Origin of the sequence: Nocardioides anomalus (assembly GCF_011046535.1) — a bacterium.
GTDB classification, from domain to species: Bacteria; Actinomycetota; Actinomycetes; order Propionibacteriales; family Nocardioidaceae; genus Nocardioides; species Nocardioides anomalus.
This window is the reverse complement of record NZ_CP049257.1, coordinates 2,244,713-2,266,412: the sequence shown is the minus strand read 5'-3', so window position 1 is coordinate 2,266,412 and position 21,700 is coordinate 2,244,713. Positions and strand designations below refer to the sequence as shown.

Here is a 21,700-nt window from a genome sequence, read left to right as displayed (position 1 = left end):
TGTCCCCGCGCCGGTCCACGCCGCGCGGGTGCTTCGGCGGTTGATCGCCGCGCGGGCGGTGCGGCCCCGCGCCAGGTGGGGGTCGCGGCGCCGCGCCGTGCCCGGGACCGTCCGCAGGAGCGCGCCGAGCACACGCGAGCGGAGCGAGCGCCGTGCGGATTGTGGTGTGATGCCTGCGCACCACCCACCTCGTCACAGCAGCACACTCGGAAGAAGGCACGCATGCGTTCACCACGTCGCGCGCTCGTCGCGCTGGCCGTCCCCGTGGCGGCACTGTCGGTCGGGCTGAGCATCGGGCTCGCGCCCGGTGCGGTCTCCAGCACGCCGGCCACCAAGGCCGGCACGACCGGCGCCGCCGCCTACAAGAAGGCGACCCACAGCAAGAAGAAGGACTACGTCCGGCTCGACCTGCTCGCGCTCAACGACTTCCACGGCAACCTGGAGGTCCCGACCGGCAACAACGGCAACATCCCCGGGATCACCGGGGTCAAGGGCACGCCGGCCGGCGGCGCGGCGCAGCTCGCGAGCCTGCTCAACTCCGAGCGGAAGAAGTCGCGGGCCAACGGCGCGAGCACGCTGACGGTCGCCGCGGGTGACCTCATCGGTGCGAGCCCGCTGCTGTCGGCGGCGTTCCACGACGAGCCGACCATCAAGGCCATGAACCTGATGCGCCTCGACGCCTCGGCCGTGGGCAACCACGAGTTCGACGAGGGCGTCGACGAGCTGCTGCGCATGCAGAAGGGCGGCTGCCTGCCCGACGGCGCGGGCGCCAACGGCCAGGACTCCTGCCCGGGCGGGCAGGACTTCAAGGGCGCGGACTTCAAGTACCTCGGCGCCAACGTGTTCTGGAAGAACCCGGCCGGGCACTCGCGCCCGACGCCGTTCAAGCCGTACACGATCAAGAAGGTCCAGGGCCAGAAGGTCGGCTTCATCGGCATGACCCTCGAGGGCACGCCGTCGATCGTCTCGGCCGCGGGCATCGCCAACGTCGACTTCAAGGACGAGGTCGAGACCGCCAACGCGCTGGTGCCGCAGCTGAAGAAGAAGGGCGTGAAGTCCATCGTCGTGCTGCTGCACGAGGGCGTCACCCCGACCGACACCACGTCGTACAACAGCTGCACCGGCGTCACGGGCCCGGCCCTGACCATCGCGCAGAACCTGTCGCCGAAGATCGACGCGGTCGTGAGCGGCCACACCCACCAGCCCTACAACTGCGTGGTCAAGGACCCGGCCGGCAAGCCGCGGCTGCTGACCAGCGCGTCGTCGTTCGGCCGGATGGTGACCAAGCTCCACTTCCTCATCGACCCCAAGACGCACGACATCGTCCGGCCCGCGGCGTACGCGGAGAACATCATCAACGCCAACTCCGAGGGCCAGCCGCAGAACAAGAAGGTGCTCAGCCTCATCGACACCTTCAAGACGCTGGTCCAGCCGATCGCCAACAAGGTCATCGGCCACATCGGTACGGCGGACGTGTGCACGGGCGGCGTCCAGTGCGTCTCGCGCACCCAGACCGCGGACGGCTTCGACTCCACGCTCGGCAACCTGATCGCCGACTCCCAGCGGGTCGACCCCACGGTCGTCTCCGGGGGCAAGGTGCCGGTGGTCGCGTTCATGAACCCGGGCGGCATCCGGGCCGACCTGCTCGAGAACCCCGCGGGTGACGTGACCTACGGGGCGGCGTTCACGGTCCAGCCGTTCAACAACTTCGTGGTCTCCATGGACCTGACCGGCGCGCAGATCCGCTCGGTGCTGAACGAGCAGTGGAGCGGGGCCAACAAGCCCAGCTCCAGCGGCATCTCCGCGGGCAGCAACAAGATCCTGCAGGTCTCCGGGCTGAAGTACACCTTCGACACCTCCGAGGCCAACGCCGGCTCGACCAACGGCCTCGTCGGCCCGGTCATGATCGACGACGACGGGAACGCCGCCACGCCGATGGTGCCGCTCAGCGACACCACGACCTACCGGGTCGCGGCGAACAACTTCCTCTCCGACGGCGGGGACAACTTCCCGACCTTCAAGGCGGGGACGAACAAGCTGATCGGCGGGCTCGACATCGACTCGCTCGTGAAGTACCTCGCGCTGGCGGGCAACGACCCGTACAACGTGACGGCGACCGACCGGATCAGCCTCCAGCCCTGAGCGGGCCGGCAGAGCAACGGCACGACCAGCACCACCAGCACCACCAGCACGACCAGCACGACCAGCACGACCACAACTGAACACCGACGGGGACGGCCGGGCGACCGGTCGTCCCCGTCGTCTTCTCGAGACTCCTCACCCGTACGGGCGACCAGCCCCTAGGGTGGGGACGCCCCAGAGGGTCCCGACGGACCCCCACCCTCACCCTCGAAGGCCCAGCACCCGATGACCGTGCCCCCCCCTCGCGCCCGCGCCCCGCCGCGCGGACGCCACCCTGCTCGCCAAGCCCGACCGCCACCTGGTCACCCGCTTCTCCTACGGCGTGACGCCGCGGCTCGCCCGCGACGTGCGCCGGGCCGGGGGAGGGCAGGCCTGGTTCGAGCGGCAGCTCCAGCCCCAGCGGATCAAGGACGGCCCCGCCGACCGGACCGCGCACTGGTGGCCCAGCCTGCACCGGTCGCCCGCCGAGCTCTGGCAGCGCCAGACCTCGGGCGTGGAGGGTGGCTACGAGGTGATGGACGACTACGCCCGCTGGGTGCTGGTGCGCCGCATCCTGGCCAAGCGCCAGCTCCTCGAGGTGATGACGGAGTTCTTCGAGAACCACCTGCACGTCGCGGCGGTCGGCGACCCGCAGTTCGTGCACCGCGTCGACTACGGCAACACCATCCGCAAGCACGCGCTCGGCCGCTTCGACCAGCTGCTGCTCAAGACCACGACGCACCCGGCGATGCTCATCTACCTCGACGCCGCGGAGTCGACCAAGGAGCACCCCAACGAGAACCTCGGGCGCGAGCTGCTCGAGCTCCACACCCTGGGCGCCGGGAACTACGACGAGAAGGACGTGCGCGACTCCGCGCGCATCCTCACCGGCTACTCCGTGGACTACTGGGAGAGCTGGCGCCCGGTCTACAACCACGACGACCACTACCGCGGCAAGGTCCGCGTCCGCGGCTTCGTGGACAAGAACGGCAAGGCCAACGGCAAGGGCACGACGGCGGCGTACCTGCGCTACCTGGCCCGGCACAAGGACACCGCCCAGCACCTGGCCTACAAGCTGTGCGTGAAGTTCATCCACGACGACCCGCCCAAGGCGCTGGTGCGGCACCTGGCCCAGGTCTACCTGCAGAACGACACCGCGATCGTGCCGGTGCTGCGCGAGCTGGTCGCGTCGGCGTCCTTCAAGCACGCCTACGCCGCCAAGGTCCGCGACCCGGGCGAGGACGTGGTGGCCACCTACCGCGCGCTCGGTGTCCGGCTCAAGAAGCCCGGCCCGGACGGCGAGGTCGACGGCTCCGCCCTCCAGGCACTGGTCTGGCAGGCCGACTCGGTCGGCATCGCGCCGTTCGCCTGGGGCCAGCCCAACGGCCAGCCCATCGACAACGAGTCCTGGTCCTCGCCCGCACGGCTGTTGGCCTCGATGCGCTTCCACCAGGGTGTGGCCGGCGGCTGGGCCGACGACGCCACCGGCTACCGCCAGCCCGAGCAGTGGCTGCCCGGGCGGCACCCGCGCTTCGACGAGGTGGTCGACCACCTCGCCCAGCAGCTGCTGCACCAGCAGGCGTCCAAGCGGCTGCTCAAGGCTTGCTCGGTGGCCTGCGACGTCAAGCCGTACGAGGCCATCGACAAGGACCACCCCCTCGTCGAGTGGGGCTTCCCCCGCCTGCTGAGCACCATCCTCGACTCTCCCGACCACCTGAGCCGGTGACCGCGATGACCACGAACACGACCACCAGCGGCTTCTGCTGCGACGAGTACGCCGCGATGCACCGCGCCGCCCACGGACCGGCGTCGGTCTCGCGCCGCGGCCTGCTGGGCGGGGCCCTGGCCCTGGCCGGCACCACGACCGTCCTCGGCTCCTCGGTGGTGACCGCCTCGCCGGCGCGCGCCGAGAGCGCGTCGTCGGTGCTGGTGGTGGTCTCGCTGCGCGGGGCCGCCGACGGCCTCTCGCTCGTCGTCCCGCACGGCGACCCGGCGTACGCCGCGGCCCGGCCCACCATCGCGATCCCGCGCGAGTCGCTGCTCGTGCCCGACGGCTTCTTCGGCCTGCACCCGGCCATGGACGACCTGCTCCCGCTCTGGAACGAGGGCAAGGTCGCCGCGGTCCACGCGACCGGGCTGCCGGTGGCCAACCGCTCCCACTTCGCCGCGATGGAGGAGATGGAGGACGCCGACCCCGGCTCGAGCGCCCGGGTGGGCTGGCTCAACCGCCTGGTGGGCGGCACGCCCGGCGGCTCGCCGCTGCAGGGGTTCAGCGTCGGCAGCACCATCCCCACCTCGCTGGTCGGGCCGACCTCGGCGATGTCGGCCGGCAGCGTGGGCGACGTCCAGCTGCCCGGCGACGACTCCGAGGGCCGGCGCCGCGCCTCGCTCGGGATCCTGTGGAACCGCGAGCGCTCCACGCTCGGCAAGAGCATGCGCACGACGTTCGACGCCATCAGCGCGTTCGGGCCGGCCAAGTCCGCCGAGGACCACCGCTCCACCTACCCCGGCACCGGCCTGGGCCGCTCGCTGTCCACCGCCGCCCAGATCATCCGGGGCGACGTGGGCGTCGAGGTGATCACCGTCGACCAGGGCGACTGGGACATGCACACCGACATGGGCACGGTCGGCGGCGGCTGGATGCGCAACAACGCCGGCGACCTCGCGTCCTCGATGGCCGCGTTCTTCGCCGACCTCGGCACCCAGCGCGACAAGGTCACGCTGGTCACGCTGAGCGAGTTCGGCCGGCGCGTGGCCGAGAACGACTCCGGCGGCACCGACCACGGCTACGGCAACGTGATGTTCGTGGCCGGCGCCGGCGTCCGCCCCGGCTACCACGCCCGCTGGCCCGGGCTGGCCACCGGCTACGAGGCCGACCTCACCGTCACCACCGACTACCGCCAGGTCCTGGCCGACGTCGTGTCGCGCCGCTTCGGGGCCTCGGTCGCGTCGGTGTTCCCGGGGCTGAAGTACCAGTCCACGGGGGTCATGGCCTGACGCCGCGCGCACGGTCCGCGGCGGTCCGTGCGTTTCGTCAGGGGTGCCCAGCGGGTAGACCGACCACCATGGGGGTCGTGCCTGAGCTCGACGACGCCTCCTGGGGGGCCGAGGACGTGGTCGCGGACTTCGCGACCGACGGCTTCACCGACCCCGGTGAGCGCGCCGCGCTGACATCACTGCGTGCGTGGGTCGTGGACCGCGACGTGCTGGACATCGGGGTCGGCGGCGGCCGCACCACCGGGATGCTCCTGCCGCACGTGCGCTCCTACGTCGGGGTGGACATCGCCGAGGAGATGCTGGCCCTGGCCCGCGAGCGGTTCCCGGAGGCCGACCTGCGCGAAGGCGACGCGGCCGTCCTGGCGGGCGTGGCCGAGAGGGGCCACGACCTGGTCATGTTCAGCTACAACGGCCTGGACTCCCTCGACCACGCGGGACGGGGCCGGGCGCTGGCGGCGATGGCGCGCGCGGTGCGCCCCGACGGCCGGGTGCTGTTCTCCAGCCTCAACCTCGACGGTGTCAGCCACGACGAGCACCCGCTGCGCGTCGCGGGCGGCCCCGCCAGCCCGCGGTTCCGTTTCCACTACGGCCAGTACCTCCGCCACCCGTCCTCCCTGCTCCGCTCGGTGCGCAACTACCGGGCCACCCGCCGCGAGGCCGTCGACGGTCCCGGTTGGGACATGCGCCCGCTGCGGGCCCACGAGTTCCGCTTCGTGGTGCACTTCGCCACGGTCGAGGAGACCCTCGCCGAGGCGCGCGCCGCCGGGCTCGAGGTGCTGGCGGCGTACGCCGACGACGGGCAGGCCCTCGACCTGGACGTCGCCCACACCGACGCCGACTACGTGCACTACGTGTGCCGTCGCCGCGTGCCCTGACGCCGATCACCCGGGACGTGCGGCGGGTACGACGGGTCGGGGCGCCGCGCCGACCGGCGGCGGTCGTTGACACCACCCGGACCCGTGGCCACCATGAACCGTCCCCGACCACCTGGAGTGTCGTGCCGAGCATCCGCACCGCGGTCGTCGCGGCGATCGTGGCCGTCCTCGGCCTGGGCCTGCTGTCCGGGTGCGGCGACGACGAGGGCAGCGCGCAGGGCACCGGCGACTACTGCGCCGACCTCGACGCCGTCCAGAAGGACCTCAGCTCGGCCTCGGGCGGCGAGCTCGGCGACCTCGAGGGCATCCTGGGCAAGCTCGAGACGCTCAAGGACGAGGCGCCCCAGGCGATCGCCGACGACTGGGACACCCTCTACACGGCGTACGAGACGATCGTGAAGACCTACCGCGACGCCGGCTTCAGCGCCGACGACATGGCCGCGGTGCAGAACGGTCAGGTCCCCGACGGCGTCGACCAGCAGGCCCTGCTCGCGGTCTCCTCGAAGATCGCCGAGATCGGCAAGGACCCCGCGCTCCAGTCCGCGGTGAGCGACATCCAGAAGCACGCGAAGGACGAGTGCGGCCTCACCCTGCAGTAGACGCGGCCCCCTGGGCCCACTGGGCGCAGCGCGCCCGGTCCGGGCGGCGCAGGCGCGCCGCGCCTTCCGCATCGGCCCCCGCCGCCAGCGCGTCGTGCAGCCGGGCGCGGAGCTCCTCCAGCCGGTCCTGCTCCGCGAGGCTCGGGGCGACCCAGGGCGCGCCGGCCGCATCGAGGGCGAACTCCACCCCGAGCAGCGCGACGTCGTGGCGACCGCGGTCCTCGACGTCGCGGCATCGCTCGGTCCACCAGGCCCACCCCGGCTCCCGGCCGAGCTTGTGCCGGGCCATCCGGTGCAGGTCGACCGAGGCCTGCGGATCGGCGGTGCGCACGGCCTCGAGGAGCAGGTGGTGCAGCACGCGGCGGTCGAGCGCGAACGGCGGCACGCGGCTCCTGAAGACGGGCACGGCGACCTCCCCGGGTCGGCTCGACGCAGTTGTCCAGACCACCCTGCATCAGGGGGCGTGGACAGCGCCATGACCCGGTCGGGCCAGCCCGGGCCGCCGCGGGCCGTGCGGCGACCCCTCCGGGTCGACCCGGACGGACCAGCCCGGACCGGTGGCGGTCGCCTCGTGACAGACTTCTGCGCACCGTGACGACCTCCCTGCTGCTGCTCCTGCTCGCGCTCGTGCTGGTCGCGGCGTGCGGGGTCTTCGTCGCCGCGGAGTTCTCCTTCGTCACCGTGGACCGCGCGCAGGTCGACCACGACGCGAACGCCGGCGACAGCGGGGCACAGGGGCTGCAGCGGGCGCTGCGGTCCCTCTCCACCCAGCTCTCGGGCGCCCAGGTCGGCATCACCGTCACCAACCTGGCCATCGGCTACCTGGCCGAGCCGTCGGTCTCGGACCTCATCGACGGCCCGCTCGGCCGCCTCGGGGTCCCGGACGGCGCGGTCACGCCGATCGCCGCGGCCGTGGGCCTGGTCTTCGGCACCGTCGTCACGATGATCTTCGGCGAGCTCGTGCCCAAGAACCTCGCGCTGGCCAAGCCGATGGTCACCGCCAAGGCCACCCAGCGCTTCCAGCGCGGCTTCACCACCGTCGTCCGCGGCCCGATCAAGGTGCTCAACGGCTCGGCCAACGCGGTCGTCCGTCGCCTGGGCATCGAGCCCCAGGAGGAGCTCCGCTCGGCCCGGAGCTCCACCGAGCTGGCCTCGCTGATCGCGCGCTCGGCCTCGGTCGGCACCCTCGACGCCGACACCGCGGAGCTCATGGAGCGGTCGGTGGAGTTCGGCTCGCGGACCGCCGGCGAGATCATGACGCCGCGGGTGCGCACCGTCTCGCTCGAGGAGGGCGACCGGGCCCTGCAGGTCATCGAGCTGGCCCGGCGCACCGGCCACTCCCGCTTCCCGGTCCTGGACGACGAGGACATGGTCGTCGGCACCGTGCACGTCAAGAACGCCGTCGCGCTCCCGGTCCACGAGCGCCCGACCACCCGGGTCAAGCACCTGATGGTCCGTCCGATCGTGGTCCCGGACTCCCTGCGCCTCGACCCGCTGCTCAAGCTGCTGCGCGGCGAGGGGTTCCAGCTGGCCGTGGTCCTCGACGAGTACGGCGGCCACGCGGGCATCGTGACCCTCGAGGACGTCATCGAGGAGATCGTCGGCGACATCGCCGACGAGCACGACCGGCTCGGCGACCAGGCCCAGCGCCGCCGCGACGGCTCGTGGCTCATCTCCGGCCTGCTGCGCCCCGACGAGGTCGAGGACCTCACCGGCGTCGCCCTGCCCGAGAGCGAGGACTACGACACCGTCGCCGGCCTGGTGCTCCAGGTGCTCGGGCGGGTGCCGGTCAGCGGCGACATGGCCGAGGTGCCGGTGCCGGAGGTCGACCCCGACGACGACGAGCCGCGGCAGCGGCTGGCCACGCTCACCGTCGAGCACATGGACGGGCTGCGCGTGGACCGGCTCACGCTGCGGCTCATCGAGCCGGACGACGACGCGGGCACCGACGCGGGCACCGGCCGGGGCACCGATGTGGACCGGGGCACCGGCGCGGACCGGCCCGCCGGGACGGGGGAGCGGTCATGAGCGGCGGGACCGCCCTGGTCGTCGCAGTGGTGCTGCTGCTCGGCAACGCGTTCTTCGTCGGCGCCGAGTTCGCGCTGGTCTCCGCGCGGCGCACGCAGATCGAGCCGATGGCCGAGTCCGGCTCGCGGATGGCCCGGACCACGCTGCGCGCCATGGAGAACATGTCGCTGGTCATCGGCGTCAACCAGCTCGGCATCACGGTCTGCTCCCTGGTCCTCGGCGCCGTCGGCGAGCCGGCCGTGGCCCACCTCATCGAACCGGTCTTCGAGGCGGTGCACGTCCCGCACGGTCTGCTGCACCCGGTCTCGTTCGCGGTCGCACTGGCCGTGGTCGTCTTCCTCCACGTGGTGCTCGGCGAGATGATCCCCAAGAACATCGCCCTCGCCGGGCCCGACCGCGCCGCCCTGGTCCTCGGCCCCCTGATCTGGGGCTTCGTCACCGTCCTGCGCCCGGTCATCGTCGTCATCAACGCCATGGCCTCGGCCATCCTCAAGCTGCTCGGCGTGAAGCTCATGGACGAGGTGTCGTCCTCCTACACCCGCGAGGAGGTGGCCGCCCTCGTCGAGGAGTCGCGCGGTGAGGGGCTGATCGAGGCAGAGGAGTACGACCGGCTGGCCGGTGCCCTCGGCTTCACCGAGAAGCCGGTCACCTGCGTGCTGATGGCGCCAGACACCCTCACCACCGTGCGCCGCGGCTCCACCGCCGCCGACGTCGAGGCGCTGTGCGCGGCCACCGGCTACAGCCGCTTCCCGGTCGAGGGCGAGGACGGCGAGCTGCTCGGCTACCTGCACATCAAGGACGTCCTGGAGACCGACGAGGCCCGCCGGGAGCGGGTGGTCGAGGACAAGTGGACCCGGCCCTTCGCCACCGTCGGCGCCGACGAGCTCCTGCACGACGCCCTCGAGACGCTCCAGCGCCGCGGCGCCCACATGGCCCGCGTGGTGGACCGCAGCGGCACGACCCTCGGTCTGGCCACGCTCGAGGACGTGATCGAGGAGCTGGTGGGCGAGATCCGCGACGCCGCCCACCAGGACGACGCGCCGCACGGGGACGACACCGCGCACGACGACGCGGACGCCGCGCGGGAGCCGGTCGCCGTCGACGGCGACGCCCCCGCGGAGCACTAAGGTGTCCCCGAGCCCGGAGCCCTCCGGGCAGACGGCGAGCGAAGAGCAGGCAGACGTGGGGACCGACGCAGCACGCGACACCCGCGTGTTCACGATCCCGAACCTGCTGAGCGCGGCCCGGCTGGCCGGCGTACCGCTCTTCCTCTGGCTGGTCCTCGGGCCCGAGGCCGACGGCTGGGCGCTGGTGGTGCTCATGGTCTCCGGCGTCACCGACTACGCCGACGGCTGGCTGGCCCGCAAGCTCGACCAGCAGACCGTGGTCGGCCAGATCCTCGACCCCGTCGCGGACCGGCTCTACATCCTGGCCGTGGTCCTCGGCCTGGCGCTGCGCGAGGTGATCCCGTGGTGGCTGGCGATCTCGCTGCCGCTGCGCGACCTGCTCATGTGGGGGCTGGTGCCGTTCCTGCGCACCCGCGGCTACAGCGCGCTGCCGGTGCACTTCCTGGGCAAGGCCGCGACCTTCAACCTGCTCTACGCCTTCCCGCTGCTGCTGCTCGGCGACGGCGAGGGCGTGGTGAGCCGGCTGGCCGAGGTCTTCGGCTGGGCCTTCGCGTTCTGGGGCGTGGGGCTCTACTGGTGGGCCGGCATCCTCTACGCCTACCAGGTCTACAAGCTGCTCCGCGACACCGAGCCGCGCGGGGCGCCGGCCCGGGACGGCTGAGATGAGCACCCGCACCCAGGGCACCCGCGAGAGCGACCAGCTGCTGCCGGACCGGGTGACCATGCCGCTGCTCGCACTGGTCACCCGCGAGGCCGTGGACCAGGACTACGTCGCCGCGGCCCAGCGCCGGGCCGCCGGCCCGGCCGGTCCCCAGCCGCGCAGCCGGCTGCTGGGCGCCGCCGCGGTCACCGCGGTCTTCGGGCTGCTCGTCGCGCTGGCCGCCGTGCGCACCGCGGAGAACGCCGACGTCGACGAGGCCAGTCGCGCCGCGCTGGTCGACCGCATCGACCAGCGCAAGGCCGACGTGCGTGACGCCCGCGAGCGGGTGCAGGGCCTGGAGGACGACGTGGACGCCCTGGCCGCCCGCGACGCGGCGCTGCGCCGCGACCTGGCGGCGGCCACCCAGGAGCTGGGCCGGCTCCAGGTCACCACCGGCTTCGTCGACGTCCGCGGGCCGGGTCTGCGCGTCACCGTCACCGACAACCCCGACGGCAGCGCCGACGGCCGGGTCCGGGCCACCGACCTGCGCCGCCTGGTCAACGGGCTGTGGTCGGCCGGCGCCGAGGCGGTCGCGGTCAACGGCCGGCGGCTCACCGGGCTCACCGCCATCAGCCAGCAGGGGATCGCCATCACCGTCAACCGCGGCCCCCTCACCCCGCCGTACGTCGTGTCGGCCATCGGGCGCTCCGGGCTGGGCGCCCGGCTCCAGGCCACCGGGACCGGCCAGCAGTTCGACCAGCTCGCCCAGCAGTTCGGCTTCACCGTCGCGCGCGACGACGAGGCCGAGCTCGAGCTGCCGTCCGCGCCGGACAGCTTCCTGCGGCTGCGCTTCGCCGAGCAGCCCGACCAGAGCCCCAACGTCCAGGAGGACCTGCCGTGATCGCCGCCCTGGGTCTGCTCGTCGGGATCGTGCTCGGCCTCGTGCTGCGTCCGGAGGTCCCGGTCGCGCTCGACCCCTACCTGCCCATCGCCGTGGTCGCCGCGCTCGACGCGACGTTCGGCGGCCTGCGGGCCTACCTGGACGGGATCTTCGACGACAAGGTGTTCGTCATCTCGTTCGTGAGCAACGTGGTCATCGCCTCCGGCATCGTCTTCCTCGGCGACAAGCTGGGCGTCGGCGGCCAGCTCTCCACCGGCGTCATCGTCGTGCTCGGCATCCGGATCTTCTCCAACGTGGCCGCGATCCGGCGGCACCTGTTCCATGCCTGACCGCACGCCCGACCTCGGGTCCGACCGCGCACCGGAGGAGCGGTCCTGGCCGGAGGTCGACCGGCGCCAGGACGGCCGCAGCCGCCTGTGGCACGCCCTGACCAAGCCCTCGCGCGGCCAGGTGGTGGTCGGGGTGCTGCTCGCCCTGGTCGGGTTCGCGGCCGTGACCCAGGTGCGCACCAACACCGTGGACAGCACCTACGCCGGGCTGCGCGAGCAGGACCTCATCGACATCCTCAACGACCTGGCCGGCACCACCCAGCGCACCGAGTCGGAGATCCAGCGGCTCGAGGAGCGTCGCGACGACCTCCAGTCCGACACCAGTGCCCGTCAGGCCGCGCTCGACGAGGCCCGCCAGCGGACCCAGGTGCTGAGCGTGCTGGCCGGCACCGTGCCGGTCAGCGGCTCGGGCATCACCATCCGCATCGAGGAGGGGGAGGACGGCGAGCCGGTCCAGGTCGGGCCGTTCATCGACATGGTCCAGGCCCTGCGCACCGCGGGCGCGGAGGCCCTGCAGGTCAACGGCAAGGTGCGCGTGGTCGCGCAGACCGCCTTCGAGCAGGACAGCCGCGGACTCACCGTGGACGGCACGCCGCTCTCCCCGCCGTACACCGTCGACGTCATCGGTCCGCCCACCGCCCTCATCTCGGCGCTGCGCTTCCCCGACGGGCCGCAGGACCAGTTCGAGGACGACGGCGCCGAGCTGAGCTTCGACGAGGTCACCACGGTGGAGGTCGACACCACCACCGACCCGGCCGACGCTGACGTGGCGCAGCCCCAGCAGTAACGTTCTCCGGCGTACGCCCCCGCACTCGAGGAGACCTGTGTACCCCGACGACCTGACCTACACCACCGAGCACGAGTGGCTGCGCCGGCCGGGCGAGCACGACGGGTCGGTCCGCGTGGGCATCACCCAGTACGCCCAGGACCAGCTCGGTGACATCGTCTACGTATCACTGCCCGAGCTCGGCGCTCAGGTCGAGGCCGGCAGCACCTGCGGGGAGCTGGAGTCGACCAAGTCGGTCAGCGACGTCTACGCCCCGGTCTCCGGCGAGGTCGTGGCCCGCAACGAGGCGCTCGACGCGACCCCCGAGCTGGTCAACAACGACCCCTACGGCGGCGGCTGGCTGTTCGAGATCGTGCCCAGCGACCAGAGCCAGTTCGAGGGGCTGCTCGACGCCGCGTCGTACGAGGCCTCGCTCGGCTGAGACTGCGGCCGTTTCCCCCTTGATCGGGGCGGGACGGCTGATAGGTTCGCTGCCACCGGGGACCTCACCCTCCACCTGAGGGTCAGCGGCCCCACCGACCCCACAGCAGCACGGAGGGAGCGCGCGGTGCCGTTCTGCACCCACTGCGGGCACGAGAACCCGGACGACGCGCGGTTCTGCTCGCAGTGCGGGACCCGGCTGCTGGCCAGCACCACCGTGGGCGGCGACGACGCCCCCACGACGACCAACCCGGTGGTCCCGGGCGAGCCGGTGGGGGAGTCGACCGCGACCATCCAGCTCGGCGGCTCCGGCGACCCGTCCAAGACCGAGACCGGCGACCGGGCGCTCAACCCCGTCGACGCCGCGGCCGTGGACGCGCTGCCCTCGGGCCACGCCCTGCTGGTGGTGCAGAAGGGTCCCGGCTCGGGCTCGCGCTTCCTGCTCGACGAGGACGTCGTGCGCGCCGGGCGCCACCCGGACAGCCTGATCTTCCTCGACGACGTCACGGTCTCGCGCCAGCACGCCGAGTTCCACCGCAGCGGCCAGACCTTCACCGTGACCGACGTCGGCTCGCTCAACGGCACCTACGTCAACCGCGACCGGATCGACACCGTGCAGCTGACCGACGGCGACGAGGTCCAGATCGGCAAGTACCGCCTCGTGTTCTTCTCCGGCCACGAAGGCCACTGAGCCCGGCATGGTCCCCGAGTCCACCGGGTCCATGGGCTCGCCCCACCGCTCAGCCGCTGCTCCCTCCGCGGACGCCGGTGACGGCGCGCGGAGGAACATCGGCGAGGTCCTCGAGCTGCTGCGCGCGGACTTCCCGTCGATCTCGATCCCCAAGATCCGGTTCCTGGAGGAGAAGGGGATCGTCACACCCGAGCGCACGCCGTCGGGCTACCGCAAGTTCTCCAGCGCCGACGTCGAGCGGCTGCGCTACGCCCTGCTGCTCCAGCGCGACCACCACCAGCCGCTGGCCCGGATCGTGGAGATCCTCGACGCCATCGACCGCGGGCTGCAGCCGCCGCCGCTGGTGGACCTGACACCCACCGTCCCCGAGGTCGCGCTGTCCGCCGACGGCCTGCCCTCGCCCGAGTCGTTCCGCCGCTCGGACGACGTACGCCTGTCGCGGCGCGAGCTGCTCAAGATCGCCGAGATCCCCGAGTCACTGCTCGACGAGCTGGAGCAGTACGCCCTGGTCGCGCCGCGCCGGGGGACCGGGCACTACGACTCCGACGCGCTGGTCATCTGCACCACCGCGCGCGAGCTGGCCGACTTCGGCCTCGAGCCCCGGCACCTGCGCGCCTTCAAGACCGCCGCCGACCGCGAGGTGGGCCTCGTCGAGCAGGTGCTCGCGCCGACCCGGCGCGCCTCCGACCCGGCCGCCTCGGCGCGCCGCGAGGACACCGTCTCGCAGTTCGCCGCGCTCGCCGTGCGCATGCACGCGACGCTCGTCAAGACCGGGCTGCGCCGGCTCTGACGCGCCCGGGGACCCACCCCTCGGGACGGGCTGCGCCTTGGACGCGCCGGAGTAGGGTGGCGGTGTGCTCGAAGTCGACGTCATGGGCGTCCGGGTGGAGATGCCCTCCAACCAGCCGATCGTGCTGCTGCGCGAGACGACCGGCGAGCGCTACCTGCCGATCTGGATCGGCGCGGTCGAGGCGACCGCGATCGCCTTCGCCCAGCAGGGGGTCGTGCCACCGCGCCCGCTGACCCACGACCTGCTCAAGGACGTGCTCGACGCCACCGGCAACTCCCTCGACGAGGTCCGCATCACCGAGGTCAAGGACGGCGTCTTCTTCGCGACCCTGGTCTTCGGCTCCGGCGCCGAGGTCTCGGCCCGCCCCTCGGACTCCATCGCCCTCGCCCTGCGCACCGGCACCCGCATCGTCTGCGCCGAGGAGGTCCTCGACGAGGCCGGCCTGGCGGTGCCGGTCGAGCAGGAGGACGAGGTCGAGAAGTTCCGCGAGTTCCTCGACCAGGTGACCCCCGAGGACTTCGAGTCCAGGTAGTCGGCGGCGCTGTGGCACGGGGGTGCCTCCGGCACCGCCTCACGGCGGCGCCTCCGGCACCGCGTGCTCGGCGCGCCGAGCCCTGCCACCGGGTTCGACCCCTGGGTTCAAGTCTCAGGCTCTGCTTGAGGGTGAGACACGCGGGGCGTCGGTCGTGGACAGTGCCGGGTGGCCGCCGTACCTTGAACTGTCCTCGTTGTAGTTCCACGGCTGTGAGCCGGGCGGGCTACCCTCGAGACACCGGACCCCTGAGGAGACGCGCGTGAACGAGCAGGACGAGAACGCCGAGCTGCGCGACAGCGTCGACGCCGAGCTGGCCGCGGAGGCCGCCGAGGAGCAGGGGCTGCTCTTCACCGACGACGTCTCGCCGCTGCCGAGCGACCTCGGCTACCGCGGTCCGACCGCGTGCAACGCCGCCGGCATCACCTACCGCCAGCTCGACTACTGGGCCCGCACCGGCCTGGTCGAGCCCACCGTCCGCGGCGCGTCCGGCTCCGGCAGCCAGCGGCTCTACTCCTTCCGCGACATCCTCATCCTCAAGGTCATAAAGCGCCTGCTCGACGCCGGCATCTCGCTGCAGCAGATCCGCACCGCCGTGCAGCACCTGCGTGAGCGCGGCACCGACGACCTGACCCGCGTGACGCTCATGTCCGACGGCGCGTCGGTCTACGAGTGCACCAGCAACGACGAGGTCATCGACCTGCTCCAGGGCGGCCAGGGCGTCTTCGGCATCGCCATCGGCGGGGTCTGGCGCGAGATCGAGGGCACCCTCGCCGAGCTGCCCAGCGAGCGCACCGCCGCCGAGGAGGCCGCGCCCGTGCCCGGTGACGAGCTCGCCGCCCGCCGGGCCGCGCGCACGGCCGGATAGTCCCAGCACAGACTCCGGTGGAGGCCCGTCGCACCGCGGCGGGCCTTCGTCGTTCGCAGGGCTCGCTGGGTACCATGACGGTGCTGACCATCCCGCACGGGAGAGTCTCCGGGACCTGAGCTGGTGAGGCCCGGAGCGCCGAAGGGGCAACTCCTCCCCGGAACCTCTCAGGCGCCAAGGACCGTGGGGGACAGGCAACTCTGGAGCCGCAGTGCTGCGGTGACTGAGGGGGAGCGCCCAGACCACCCGTGCTGAGGAGCCACCCCGTGTCAGACCACCCCTCGCTCACCGAGCTCGAGTCCGCCCTCCCGTTCGCCGACCGGCACATCGGGCTGCGGCCCGAGGACGTCGAGCGGATGCTGGCCACGCTCGGCTACGACTCCCTCGAGGCGCTCATGGCGGCGGCGGTGCCGGGCGGCATCCGCACGTCGGCCGAGCTGGACCTCCCGGTGGCGGCCAGCGAGGACGCGGTGGCCCGCGAGCTGCGGGCGCTGGCCGCGCTCAACCACCCGGCCGAGGCGATGATCGGGCTGGGCTACCACGGCACGACCACGCCGCCGGTGATCCGGCGCAACGTGCTCGAGGACCCGAGCTGGTACACGGCCTACACGCCCTACCAGCCCGAGATCTCCCAGGGCCGGCTCGAGGCCCTCATCAACTTCCAGACCGTGATCGGCGACCTCACCGGGCTGCCGACGGCCAACGCCAGCCTGCTCGACGAGGGCACGGCGGTGGCCGAGGCCATGACGCTCGTACGGCGCGCGAGCCGCAAGGCCACCGGCGCCTTCGTGGTCGACTCCGACGCGCTGCCGCAGACCATCGAGGTCGTGCGCACCCGCGCGGAGGCCATGGGCATCGAGGTCGTGGTGGCCGACCTGGCCGAGGGCGTGCCGGACGGCGACCTGTGCGGGGTGCTGCTGCAGTACCCCGGCGCCTCGGGCCGGGTCCTCGACCCGCGCGAGCTGGCCGAGGACGTCTCGGCGCGCGGCGGCAAGCTGGTCGTGGCCGCGGACCTGCTGGCCCTGACCCTGCTGGAGTCGCCGGGCGAGCTCGGCGCGGACGTGGTGGTGGGCTCCAGCCAGCGCTTCGGCGTCCCGCTGTTCTACGGCGGCCCGCACGCCGGCTTCATGGCCGTCGCGGCCGGCCTCGAGCGGCACCTGCCGGGCCGGCTGGTCGGCGTCAGCGTCGACGCGCAGGGCCGCCCGGCGTACCGCCTGGCCCTGCAGACCCGCGAGCAGCACATCCGCCGCGACAAGGCGACCTCCAACATCTGCACCGCCCAGGTCCTGCTGGCCGTGGTGGCCAGCATGTACGCCGTGTACCACGGCCCGGAGGGGCTGCGGACGATCGCGCGACGCACCCACCGCTGCGCGGCCGTGCTGGCCGGCGCGCTGCGCGAGGCGGGCATCCCCCTGGCGCACGAGAAGTTCTTCGACACCGTCGTGGCCGAGGTCCCGGGCCGGGCGGCCGAGGTCGTGGCCCGGGCCCGCGAGGCCGGGCTGCACCTGCGCCTCGTGGACGCCGACCACGTCGGCGTCTCCACCAGCGAGCGGACCACGCTCGCGACGGTCGGCACCGTGCTCCGGGCGTTCGGCGTCGCGGCCGACGACCTCGAGGGCGTCGACACCCGCACCGAGGACGCGCTGCCGGTCGAGCTGGTCCGCCGCACGCCGTTCCTCACCCACGAGGTCTTCAACAGCCACCGCTCCGAGACCCAGATGCTGCGCTACCTGCGCCGGCTGAGCGCGCGCGACTACGCGCTCGACCGGGGCATGATCCCGCTCGGCTCGTGCACGATGAAGCTCAACGCGACCACCGAGATGGAGCCGGTCAGCCTCCCGGGCTTCGCCGACCTGCACCCGTTCGCGCCGGCCGAGGACGCCGAGGGCTACCACCGGCTCGTCGGCCAGCTCGAGGGCTGGCTGGCCGAGGTCACCGGCTACGACCGGGTCTCCATCCAGCCGAACGCCGGCTCGCAGGGCGAGCTCGCCGGCCTGCTGGCCATCCGGGGCTACCACCGCGCCAACGGCGACACCGCCCGCGACGTCTGCCTCATACCGTCCAGCGCCCACGGCACCAACGCCGCCTCCGCGGTGATGGCCGGCATGCGCGTGGTCGTCGTCAAGGCGGGCGAGGACGGCGGCGTCGACCTCGACGACCTGCGCGCGCAGTGCGAGAAGCACGCCGACAGCCTGGCCGCGATCATGGTCACCTACCCCTCGACCCACGGCGCCTACGAGGAGTCCATCACCGAGCTGTGCCGGATCGTGCACGAGCACGGGGGCCAGGTGTACGTCGACGGCGCGAACCTCAACGCGCTGCTCGGCTTCGCCAAGCCGGGCGAGTTCGGCGGCGACGTGTCGCACCTGAACCTGCACAAGACCTTCTGCATCCCGCACGGCGGCGGCGGCCCCGGCGTCGGCCCGGTCGCGGTGCGCACCCACCTGGCGCCGTACCTCCCCAGCCACGGCATGCACCCCGACGCCGACAAGCGCGAGGGCATCGGCCCGATCAGCGCCGCGCCGTACGGCTCGGCGGGGATCCTGCCGATCTCGTGGGCCTACGTCCGGCTCATGGGCGGGGCGGGCCTGACCCGGGCGACGGCGTCCGCGGTGCTGAGCGCCAACTACGTCGCGCAGCGGCTCGACGAGCACTTCCCGGTGCTCTACCGCGGCCACGGCGGGCTCGTGGCCCACGAGTGCATCCTCGACGTCCGCGGGCTGACCAAGGACACCGGTGTCACGGTCGACGACGTGGCCAAGCGGCTCATCGACTACGGCTTCCACGCCCCGACCATGTCCTTCCCGGTCGCCGGCACCCTCATGGTGGAGCCGACCGAGTCGGAGGACCTGGGCGAGATCGACCGGTTCTGCGACGCGATGATCGCGATCAAGGCCGAGATCGACCGGGTCGCCGCGGGCGAGTGGAGCGCCGAGGACTCCCCGCTCCGGGGCGCCCCGCACACCAGCCGTGCGCTCGCGGGGGAGTGGGACCGCGCCTACTCCCGCGACCTCGCGGTCTTCCCGACCGGCATCGATCCCGACAAGTACTGGCCGCCGGTCGGCCGGATCGACCAGGCCTACGGCGACCGCAACCTGGTGTGCGCGTGCCCGCCGCTGGAGGCCTTCGCGGACTAGGACGCCTCAGCCGGCGGTGCGCCAAGCCCGGGCCAGCCGGTCCGAGAGGGGCACGCCGGCCGCGGGTCGCGCCTGCGCGCGCAACCGGATGCCCTTGACCGTGCCGGTCCCGCAGAACACGGTGCCCTTGCGGTTGTAGGCGGTCCAGTCGATGCTGGTCCGCTCGACCGGGAGGGTGACCGTGGCGCCGGGGTTGATCAGCGCCTTGGCGTCGGGGGCGGCCTCGTCGAAGGAGCCGTAGAGGAAGCGGATCTTGAAGTCGAAGGGGTTCTTGACCTTGATCTGGCCGCGACCGTCGGGCCGCACCTTGATCTTCGGCAGCCGCTCCACGGTGAGGCTGATGGTGCCGGGCACCAGCGTCTGGAAGTCGCAGGTGTAGTAGGTGAAGGTGTAGACGCCCGGCGAGGTGCTCGGCCGCACGGAGATGTCGACCTCGTCGCCGAAGGAGCCGACGTCGATGCCGCGGTAGTGCTCGGTCCCGAGGCGGCAGACGGTCAGCAGCTCGTTGTCGGGGTCGTGGTCGTTCTGGACCGGGAGCACCGCGACGACGTTGCCCTGGTAGACGGCCGCCGCATCGGGCGCGGTCACGGGCGGTCCGGCGGCGCCGGCGGGCGGCGCCACGAGCAGCCCGGCCACCAGGCCCAGCCCGCCGAGGGCGATCGAGGCGAGCGTGCGCAGCGCGCGTCGGGTCGTCATGCGCCGGACCCTACGGGGTCAAGGCCGCCCCGTCACGGATGCGCGGCCGGGGTGGGTACAGGGCGCCCGTGACCCGCACCCAGCTCGAGGTCGAGCGCGTCTTCAGCCCCGGCCCGGACGTCCCCGTGCCCGACCTGACCCGGGCGGGGCCGGTCGTCGGCGTGGACCCGGTGGGCGAGGTGGAGCTGGACGCGACGTACCACGACACACCCGGGCTGACCCTGATCCGGGCCGGCGTCACGCTGCGCCGGCGCGAGGGCGGTCCCGACGAGGGCTGGCACCTCAAGCTCCCGGTCGGCGCACCGGACGCCCGCCGCGAGCTGCACGTCCCGCTGCGCGAGGCGCCCGACCCGGTCCCCGACGAGCTGCTCGACCTGGTCGACGGCTGGACCCGGGGGATCGCGGTGGCACCGGTCGCCCGCATCCGGACGCACCGGACGACCTACCACCTGGTGGGCCCGGAGGGCGAGGTCCTGGCCGAGCTGGCCGACGACCGGGTCACCGGCCGGGCCGCGCAGCTGGACGCCCAGGACGTCACCTGGCGCGAGTGGGAGGTCGAGCTCGTCGACGGCGACCGCGAGCTGCTCGACGTGGTCGAGGCCGTCCTGGCCGCGCACGACGTGCACCGAAGCGCGGTGACCCGCAAGGTCGCGGTGGTCCTCGGGCTGCCGACCGGCGCGCACGACGTGGCCCCGGCGCTGACCCGGAAGGGGCCGGCCCGCCTGCTGCTCCGGCACTGGCTCGAGACCCAGGTCCACGAGATCGCCCGGCTGGACCCGGTCGTGCGCCGCGGCGGGGCCGGCGGGGTGCACGGCGTGCGCAAGGCGTGCCGGCGGCTGCGGGCCGCGCTGGCGACGTACCGCGCGCTGGCGGACCGGGAGCGCACCGAGCCGGTGCGCGAGGAGCTGCGCTGGCTGGCCCGCTCGCTCGGCCAGCTCCGAGACGACGAGGTCGTGCGCGACCGGATCGCGCGGCAGCTGGCGCGGGAGGAGCTGTTCGGGGAGCCGGCGCTCCGCCTGCTCGAGGAGTACGCCGCGGGCCGGGCCGCGGAGGGCCGGGTCGACGTGGCCGAGGTGCTGACGTCGACGCGCTACCACGCGCTGCGCACCGCGCTCGACGACCTGGTCGCTCGGCCGCCGTGGACGGGCGCCGCCGACGGCCGGGCCCGGGACGTGCTGCCGGCGCGGCTGGCCCGGGAGTGGCGCCGGACGCGGCGCCGGCGGCGCGACGGTGCCGACGTGCACGAGGTCCGGCGCGCGGTGAAGCGCCTGCGCTACGCCCTCGAGCTGGTCGAGCCGGCCTGGGACGACCGGGCCCGGCAGCCGCGGCGGGCCGCCCGCGGCGTCACCCGGGTCCTCGGCGACCACCAGGACAGCGTGGTGGCCCGCCAGTGGCTGCACGCGTTGGCCGCCGAGGCGGCGCGGACCGGTGTGCCGTCGTTCGCGCTGGGTCGTCAGCACGCCCTGGAGGAGCAGCGCGAGCGGGAGGCGCTCGCCGAGGCCGGTGCGGCCTGGGCCGTCCTGGCGAGGGCGGTCAGTCGGTGGGCGCGATGAGCTTGGGTCGGCGCCAGCGCCCGGCCAGGCCGGCGCCGATGAGGAGGCCGGCGGTGACCGGGTAGACCGCGAACGCGACGTAGGCCAGCCCGAACGTCGTGTGCTCCCACAGCTCGGGCACGTCGTCGAGGCGCGAGACGTAGGAGCTCCAGTCCAGGAACACCCACGCGGCCGGCGCGGCGCCCAGGACCAGGCCGGCCAGCAGCGGGCCGAGACCGGAGATCCGAGCGGCCAGGGCCGCGACGAGCACGCAGGCGGCGGCCGCACCGAGCGCGATCATCGTCGCGTCGGCGAGCCGGGTGCCGTCGAGCCCGTTCGTGGAGGCCGCGGTGTTGGCGCGGTAGAAGCCGTAGTCGAGCGCGCCGTACGCGCCGATCGTGGCCAGGAAGGACAGCACGACGCTGCCCAGGTGGCGGTTGGCGCCCAGGCCGCGCCCGCGGCGCACGGGCTCGGTCTCGACCACCCGGGTCGGCTCGGTGCGCGGCTCGTCGAGCGGGTGCACCCGCTCCGGCTCGGGCCCGTCGACGGGCTGCTGCTGCACGGGCTCGGTCACCGGGTCGGTCCCGTGGTCCATGGTTGCGCTCATACCACGAACGTACGGCGCGCGAC

The 21,700-nt window shown here is 73.2% G+C and carries 21 protein-coding genes and 1 riboswitch; of the genes, 18 read left to right on the top strand and 3 right to left on the bottom strand.

Annotated elements, in window-relative coordinates; genetic code table 11:
* Positions 1–222 precede the first annotated feature (222 nt).
* The 5 genes from G5V58_RS11485 to G5V58_RS11465 all read left to right on the top strand — a co-directional run bounded on the left by G5V58_RS11485 (position 223) and on the right by G5V58_RS11465 (position 6,592).
* Positions 223–2,142 (top strand): bifunctional metallophosphatase/5'-nucleotidase, encoded by a 1,920-nt coding sequence (locus G5V58_RS11485; RefSeq protein ID WP_165232539.1) that lies wholly within the window; start codon positions 223–225, stop codon positions 2,140–2,142.
* Between the two features lie 322 nt (positions 2,143–2,464).
* A complete protein-coding gene (locus tag G5V58_RS11480; protein ID WP_165232536.1) occupies positions 2,465–3,847 on the top strand; it encodes a DUF1800 domain-containing protein in 1,383 nt (460 codons plus the stop codon).
* 5 nt (positions 3,848–3,852) lie between these two features.
* A complete protein-coding gene (locus G5V58_RS11475; RefSeq protein ID WP_165232533.1) occupies positions 3,853–5,118 on the top strand; it encodes a DUF1501 domain-containing protein in 1,266 nt (421 codons plus the stop codon).
* Positions 5,119–5,195: 77 nt separating this feature from the next.
* Entirely contained in the window at positions 5,196–5,993 is a 798-nt protein-coding gene (locus G5V58_RS11470) for a class I SAM-dependent DNA methyltransferase (protein ID WP_165232530.1), read from the top strand.
* 122 nt (positions 5,994–6,115) lie between these two features.
* A complete protein-coding gene (locus tag G5V58_RS11465) occupies positions 6,116–6,592 on the top strand; it encodes a hypothetical protein (RefSeq protein WP_165232527.1) in 477 nt (158 codons plus the stop codon).
* Here the strand turns inward: G5V58_RS11465 and G5V58_RS11460 are convergent.
* Entirely contained in the window at positions 6,579–6,998 is a 420-nt protein-coding gene (locus tag G5V58_RS11460; protein ID WP_165232524.1) for a hypothetical protein, read from the bottom strand. The two genes, G5V58_RS11465 and G5V58_RS11460, sit on opposite strands and share 14 nt — an antisense overlap.
* Positions 6,999–7,183: 185 nt before the next feature.
* Between G5V58_RS11460 and G5V58_RS11455 the strand changes: the two genes are divergently transcribed.
* From G5V58_RS11455 to gcvP, 12 genes are all read left to right on the top strand, one after another.
* Positions 7,184–8,620, top strand: a complete 1,437-nt coding sequence (locus tag G5V58_RS11455; protein ID WP_165232521.1) for a hemolysin family protein — start codon at positions 7,184–7,186, stop codon at positions 8,618–8,620.
* Positions 8,617–9,747, top strand: coding sequence for a hemolysin family protein (locus tag G5V58_RS11450; protein WP_165232518.1), 1,131 nt, complete (start codon positions 8,617–8,619; stop codon positions 9,745–9,747). Before G5V58_RS11455 ends, G5V58_RS11450 begins: the two co-directional genes overlap by 4 nt.
* A 55-nt stretch (positions 9,748–9,802) precedes the next feature.
* Positions 9,803–10,408 (top strand): CDP-alcohol phosphatidyltransferase family protein, encoded by a 606-nt coding sequence (locus tag G5V58_RS11445; protein ID WP_165232515.1) that lies wholly within the window; start codon positions 9,803–9,805, stop codon positions 10,406–10,408.
* A gap of 1 nt (position 10,409) precedes the next feature.
* Complete coding sequence (locus tag G5V58_RS11440; RefSeq protein WP_165232512.1) at positions 10,410–11,288, top strand: DUF881 domain-containing protein; 879 nt, start codon at positions 10,410–10,412, stop codon at positions 11,286–11,288.
* Entirely contained in the window at positions 11,285–11,617 is a 333-nt protein-coding gene (locus G5V58_RS11435) for a small basic family protein (protein ID WP_165232509.1), read from the top strand. The genes G5V58_RS11440 and G5V58_RS11435 overlap by 4 nt, the downstream gene beginning before the upstream one ends.
* Positions 11,610–12,404: a DUF881 domain-containing protein gene (locus G5V58_RS11430; protein WP_165232506.1), complete on the top strand. Its 795-nt coding sequence runs from the start codon at positions 11,610–11,612 to the stop codon at positions 12,402–12,404. The genes G5V58_RS11435 and G5V58_RS11430 overlap by 8 nt, the downstream gene beginning before the upstream one ends.
* A 37-nt stretch (positions 12,405–12,441) precedes the next feature.
* Entirely contained in the window at positions 12,442–12,825 is a 384-nt protein-coding gene (gene gcvH / locus G5V58_RS11425; RefSeq protein WP_165232503.1) for a glycine cleavage system protein GcvH, read from the top strand.
* A 126-nt stretch (positions 12,826–12,951) separates the two neighbouring features.
* Positions 12,952–13,515, top strand: a complete 564-nt coding sequence (locus G5V58_RS11420) for an FHA domain-containing protein (protein ID WP_165232500.1) — start codon at positions 12,952–12,954, stop codon at positions 13,513–13,515.
* Positions 13,516–13,522: 7 nt separating this feature from the next.
* Positions 13,523–14,305, top strand: a complete 783-nt coding sequence (gene ftsR / locus G5V58_RS11415) for a transcriptional regulator FtsR (RefSeq protein ID WP_196240584.1) — start codon at positions 13,523–13,525, stop codon at positions 14,303–14,305.
* 64 nt (positions 14,306–14,369) lie between these two features.
* Positions 14,370–14,837, top strand: a complete 468-nt coding sequence (locus G5V58_RS11410) for a bifunctional nuclease family protein (RefSeq protein WP_165232497.1) — start codon at positions 14,370–14,372, stop codon at positions 14,835–14,837.
* Positions 14,838–15,099: 262 nt separating this feature from the next.
* On the top strand, positions 15,100–15,705 hold the full coding sequence (locus tag G5V58_RS11405; protein WP_165232494.1) for a MerR family transcriptional regulator: 606 nt from the start codon (positions 15,100–15,102) through the stop codon (positions 15,703–15,705).
* 87 nt (positions 15,706–15,792) lie between these two features.
* A riboswitch (glycine riboswitch) is annotated at positions 15,793–15,899 on the top strand.
* A gap of 72 nt (positions 15,900–15,971) precedes the next feature.
* The gene (gcvP, locus tag G5V58_RS11400; RefSeq protein WP_165232491.1) at positions 15,972–18,842 is read left to right on the top strand and encodes an aminomethyl-transferring glycine dehydrogenase; all 2,871 of its coding nucleotides are present in this window, start codon (positions 15,972–15,974) and stop codon (positions 18,840–18,842) included.
* A gap of 6 nt (positions 18,843–18,848) precedes the next feature.
* Here the strand turns inward: gcvP and G5V58_RS11395 are convergent, their stop codons facing one another.
* The gene (locus G5V58_RS11395) at positions 18,849–19,538 is read right to left on the bottom strand and encodes a hypothetical protein (protein ID WP_165232488.1); all 690 of its coding nucleotides are present in this window, start codon (positions 19,536–19,538) and stop codon (positions 18,849–18,851) included.
* A gap of 68 nt (positions 19,539–19,606) precedes the next feature.
* Here G5V58_RS11395 and G5V58_RS11390 point away from each other — a divergent pair, with 68 nt between their 5' ends.
* Positions 19,607–21,091: a CYTH and CHAD domain-containing protein gene (locus G5V58_RS11390; protein ID WP_165232485.1), complete on the top strand. Its 1,485-nt coding sequence runs from the start codon at positions 19,607–19,609 to the stop codon at positions 21,089–21,091.
* Here the strand turns inward: G5V58_RS11390 and G5V58_RS11385 are convergent.
* Positions 21,072–21,677: a hypothetical protein gene (locus tag G5V58_RS11385; protein WP_165232482.1), complete on the bottom strand. Its 606-nt coding sequence runs from the start codon at positions 21,675–21,677 to the stop codon at positions 21,072–21,074. The two genes, G5V58_RS11390 and G5V58_RS11385, sit on opposite strands and share 20 nt — an antisense overlap.
* Positions 21,678–21,700: the final 23 nt, after the last annotated feature.